Source organism: Saccharospirillum impatiens DSM 12546, assembly GCF_000423605.1.
Taxonomy (GTDB): domain Bacteria; phylum Pseudomonadota; class Gammaproteobacteria; order Pseudomonadales; family Natronospirillaceae; genus Saccharospirillum; species Saccharospirillum impatiens.
This window is the reverse complement of sequence record NZ_AUIH01000106.1, coordinates 1-4,731: the sequence shown is the minus strand read 5'-3', so window position 1 is coordinate 4,731 and position 4,731 is coordinate 1. Positions and strand designations below refer to the sequence as shown.

At 54.9% G+C, this 4,731-nt stretch carries 4 protein-coding genes; all 4 read right to left on the bottom strand.

Annotated elements, in window-relative coordinates; genetic code table 11:
- Positions 1–253 (bottom strand): transposase (locus tag G565_RS25255; RefSeq protein WP_028672153.1); only part of this gene is annotated, 253 nt, incomplete at its 3' end.
- Between the two features lie 244 nt (positions 254–497).
- A complete protein-coding gene (locus tag G565_RS0120390) occupies positions 498–1,805 on the bottom strand; it encodes an ATP-grasp domain-containing protein (RefSeq protein WP_028672461.1) in 1,308 nt (435 codons plus the stop codon).
- An 84-nt stretch (positions 1,806–1,889) separates the two neighbouring features.
- Complete coding sequence (locus G565_RS0120385) at positions 1,890–3,821, bottom strand: hypothetical protein (RefSeq protein WP_051208346.1); 1,932 nt, start codon at positions 3,819–3,821, stop codon at positions 1,890–1,892.
- A 705-nt stretch (positions 3,822–4,526) separates the two neighbouring features.
- A partial coding sequence (locus G565_RS27825; RefSeq protein WP_028672435.1) for a transposase occupies positions 4,527–4,731 on the bottom strand: 205 nt, incomplete at its 5' end.

Genomic DNA, 4,731 nt, shown 5'->3' with positions numbered 1-4,731 from the left:
GAATCTGTTCCATGAGCTGTCGCTCGCTGCGGATCGTATAAAGAACCTGTAACAACTGTGCTCTGAGCAACCGCTCTGGTGGAATCGACATCTTGCCACGCTCGGAATAAGCGCCATCCAAGAGCCAGTCAATGCGGGTCAGCGCTGTATCGAATAAAACCTTGATCGCTCGCAACGGGTGATCTTTGGGGACGAAGGAGTCCAGGTGGACCGTGGAAAATAAAGCTTCCTGAGTGATGTCGAGACCGCGCATTATCTGATTGGCTCCGGATCAGTTTGACTGAGAGTATGTTACCAAACCCACGGTTCATGCGGAATAATTTCAACAGCCTGCTAAGATACAAACGGTGAAGTCCAATGCCCGAGGTTATCGTTCCTTCGAAGGGTTCAGAACGAGCATACTGTTTTACTGCGGGAAGCTGGAAATGCAGCCGTAGGGCTCCACAGATTTCTACGAAGAACCCTTAATAATAAGGGCCTTATAAGCGATAAGCGCTCTAGACGTAGAAGTCCAGTTCCTCCTGTGCCTTGAGCAGGTCCCGCATCTTGATGGGGTCATCCCCAAAGAAGAATATCAGGCCCCAGTGCGTGCCGAAGGCAGACCGGTCTGGTACCGTCTCCTCGGTGGGTGCGACCAGCTCGTGAGATTCGAAATACGGATGTCCGATGGTCTCTTCGGGCATTTCGAGCTTGCTGACGACACGACGACGTGGATAAACACCGAAGCACCCCGCGTAGCCTTTGGCTCCTTCCACTTCTTTGGGGAAGAAGCTATCCACTTCCTCTTTGGTGCTCTTGGGGTCGAACACCAGCATGGACGCCTGATAGGCGCTGAAGCCGTAGGCCCGCTCGATCAGTTCGAATGCCTTAAAGCCGGGAGGCCGGTAGGCGACTTCCCCGAAGTACATTTCACCGTCGGCGGTAACAAAATACTCCGGGTGAATGAGGCCGAACTGAATATCAAACGTTTTGATCAGTTTCTCAATCTGTTTGGTGATCGCATTGCGCCAACTTTCCAGTTCTTTGGTGGCGGGTACAAAGACGGAGTAGCCCAGCGTCACATATTCCGAGATGTTCAGAAACTTGATTTTACCGTCGTGTATCCAGGCCTCGACTGCGAACTCCCAGCCATCGAGGTGGCTTTCCATGAGCAGCGGATACTCCTCATCCGGTATGTTATCAATCTCCTCGACGGTGCGGATCATGCGGTGCCCGAGGCAGCCGGCTTTGTCGAAAGCCTTAACGTGAATCGGGTCATCAGGGTCGCCGTCGAGTTTGAGCAGGGTCTGGTTGACTCGTTTCATAAACCGGACAATGTCTTCCTTTTCATGGGCTTCCTCGAAAATTCCCACCCGTATGCCACCGAGTTGCGCTCGGCGCTTCATCAGTGCTTTGTCACGGAACAAGATCGATTGCCCGTACATTCGCGGGTTGTCCATCAGAACCGAGTTGATTGCACCAGACCATTCCACGGTTTCTTCAAACAGGGGGATGGCGACGTCGACGCCCTCGGCTTTGAGCCTTTCGGCTATTTGCAAGGAACGATCATTCAAGCGCACAAAGTCCCACTTTATGTAAGGGATTTTGTTTGCTTCGCAAAAGTCTTCGGCCCAATCAGGTGCGACGACTACGTAGCGACGATCAAATTTTTGAGCGGCCTTAATGGCGTTGACGCTCCACCCCAACAGAGCGATATAGCCCTTGTTTGGATCTTTCGGGGTTTCTGTCCCCTGCACTGAATCGAGTGTGGGGTCAAGCCAGCCTGACACATCCGTCGTGGTTGGTTTTTCTGATGTTTTCGTCATACCTGTTCTCCTTATGCATTGTGCGAATAACCGACGCTCACAGTGGCAGCGCCAGCGATGGACTGGTGGGTATTTGAGGGCTTGCTAGCGGCCCGAGGCCCAACTGCCCTGGGCCAATCGCATGGCCCGATTGACTTCAATGGCGGGTACGGTGTCCGGCTCTCCTATTTCGAGTGGGTCGAAGTGAAATACGTAGAGCCGGGAGGCGAATTCGGCTACCGGGAGTGAGGCTTCACCGTAGCGTTCGCCGTTACCCTGGGTCGAGGTAACAATGTCCTGCCCCCAGTTTTGTCCGCTGTCGTTGTTGGGATTGAAGAAATAGACCCGCATGGTGTCGTTCGGATCCAGAGTAATTCGTTGGATGGTAATGGCATGCCAGCCGAGAAAACGCGTGGCACTGTCGGTCACGGCGATACCGGCCGGTTGTGGGCTTATGACCGGGATGTTGCCGTTGTAAAAAGGGTGATACGCGGCGTAAAAATCGCGAATAAAGCCTTCGAAGTCCTTCAGACCGCCCGTAAATACATCGACTGCTATGCGAAAGCCGTGACCGACATGGTCTCCGTGGAATTCTGCATTGACCCATTTGTGGGGGTCTTCACCACGCCCGACACTGCGCCGGCCCATTTCAAAGTAGATGCGATCCAGATGCGGCACGGTCAGTAATGACACAGCGTCAACATCCACCGGAGGCTCACTGGCGAGGCCAGCGCCCAGGTCCCGGGAAGAAATGCTGTTGCCTTCAAAGCGCATCACCACTTCATCATCGCGTGCGGCCCAGGCTAGAATTCGCAGCAGCTCTACCGGCTGACTGTACGCCCACATGGATAGAGCGCGGGTCGACTGACAGGTGGGGTAGTTGCCCTGGCCCACGCCCAGGGGGCGCCCGAGCACATTCAGTACATCAGCGAGCAGAAAGCATGCTGGGGATCGGCTGCGGCCAAACACGGCCACAATCTTGTCGACGGCGGCGTCACAGAGCGTCAGTCGTATTTGGCGCCACAGGGAAGGCGCTACCGGTGGTGCGTAGAGAATGCCCCGCTCGAGCATCATGGCCAGTCCATAGGCACACTGGCTGGTCTCGGGGTACAGGGCCTCATCTATCAGTTTGTGAATCAGCGCCGGGTAACAATGAAATGCATCGGCACCTGTGTGGCTTAAACCCAGAGCCGTGGGAATCAGCGCGTTCCAGCGAGTACGCAGGTAACGTATAAAAACGGGCATATAGGCCGAGACCAGGCCGGTACTGTGCATGGCCTGAGCAAAAGCGATGGCCTCTTGCAGCAGTGTGGCGTCGTCCATCCCTGCCAGTCGCTCGGAATAGACATCGAAACCGGGATCTTCACGGCACCCTTCGGTGGGGCCAAATACGGCCTGAATCAGATGAAGGGCTTCGTCTGAGACGTCGCCACCGAGTGCATCCGGTTTTTGCAGGCAGACGGCAATCTGAGTCACCATCTGCTTAACGCCTTCGACCTGGACCGGACGTTGCGCCAGAATGCGCCAGACTTCGGCCACCAGGTGTTCCAGAAAGTTCTCGTAGCCCAGGTGCCGGAGCAGGTAGTGATATAAGCCCTGAACGGCGTAACCGAGATCGTCCGGGCGCAGTCGGTCGCTTTCCGGGAGGTCGCTGACCACCAGGTCGAGGTTCATCGCCAGTACCTGGGCGAGAAAGTGATGGGCGTGTTCCGCCGATATGGATGGATGAGTGTAGTCGCCTTTGGCGACGGCCAGCAGGCGTATCTGACTCAGAATTTCGACTCGTGTTGCGGTCGGTTCTCCGTGGCGTACTGTACGCACAGCCAAGGAGGGCACCAGCGTCTGGGGGAAGTCCCAGTCGCTGCCACCAAAGAATCCTGCCGCCTCTATGATTGACACGCGCTCGTAGAGCGCATCCAACCCTTCGGGGTTGAACATCAGGGCCTGTGCCGTCTCAATCACGTTGAAAACGGGCGAGACGCCCTCTATGGCATTGAGTTCAGCAAGGCGGTCTATGGCTGCGTCAAGTGGCTTCAAGAGCTCCCCTGGCGCGCCTCTGTAACGGGTCGCGGGTCTCTCGGTAGCTTTATGCATTGGTAATACTCTGTGGGCAACTTTTGGATATTTCAACCTAGACTTTGATTACACAGGGTAGACTACGGATCGTGATCCGACATTGTGCGTCAATCGAAAGGACTGTACCGACCAAACCGTTAAACTGACTCTCGATATTCTGGGTGTTGTAGACCCAATGGTCGGCGTCGATGTTTAGGCGTTCAATAATGGGTGGAGTCTGCTGGGCAATACTTCCACGTCTGTCTGATCGAACCTGCCTGCTCGTCCAGCCAGTTTCAGAGAGTGTTGTACCCTAAAAGGTGAACCAGCGGGCATGTCATGCGGGGAGTTACCGGGACGATATCGTCCATGATGGCCGCCTCTATGTTCTGGCAGGCTGAGGGAAGGTAGCCTTTATCGACGTGCGAAATATCGGTGCGGTAGCGGCCAGAGTACTCAATTCTGTATCCGAACATTTTGGCATGACAGATACATTAACGGGACCAGCGGCAAACACTCTTTATGATGTGGCTGCAAGGGAGTGTCTAGCAGGCTGTTGAAATAGACCGATATTTTTCCATCAATCCGCTCGGGTAAGGCAATTTCAAGGGGATTTCAGCATTTGGGTCGGGTTCAATCGTCCCTTTTTACCCGAGATCCGGGATTTCCCGGGCTGTCGGGCACCCATCAGGCGCACCTCCCCTGTATATTGACCATTCGCCTCAGATTCCAGCCTATGAAGGTGAGGTTCAGTACCTGATTGGCCTTATCCAACCCTCGAACCATGATCTGGCGAATTGGACCGACGGTCTTGCCCCAACCGAAGGGTTCTTCGACTCGTTTCCTGACCTTCATGCTTGCCTGATAGCCTGTGTGTCGTGTCGTGCGCTTA

Excerpts from the sequence above, each read along its gene's own strand:
- G565_RS0120390 (WP_028672461.1), bottom strand. The coding sequence starts at position 1,805 with ATGACGAAAACATCAGAAAAACCAACCACGACGGATGTGTCAGGCTGG.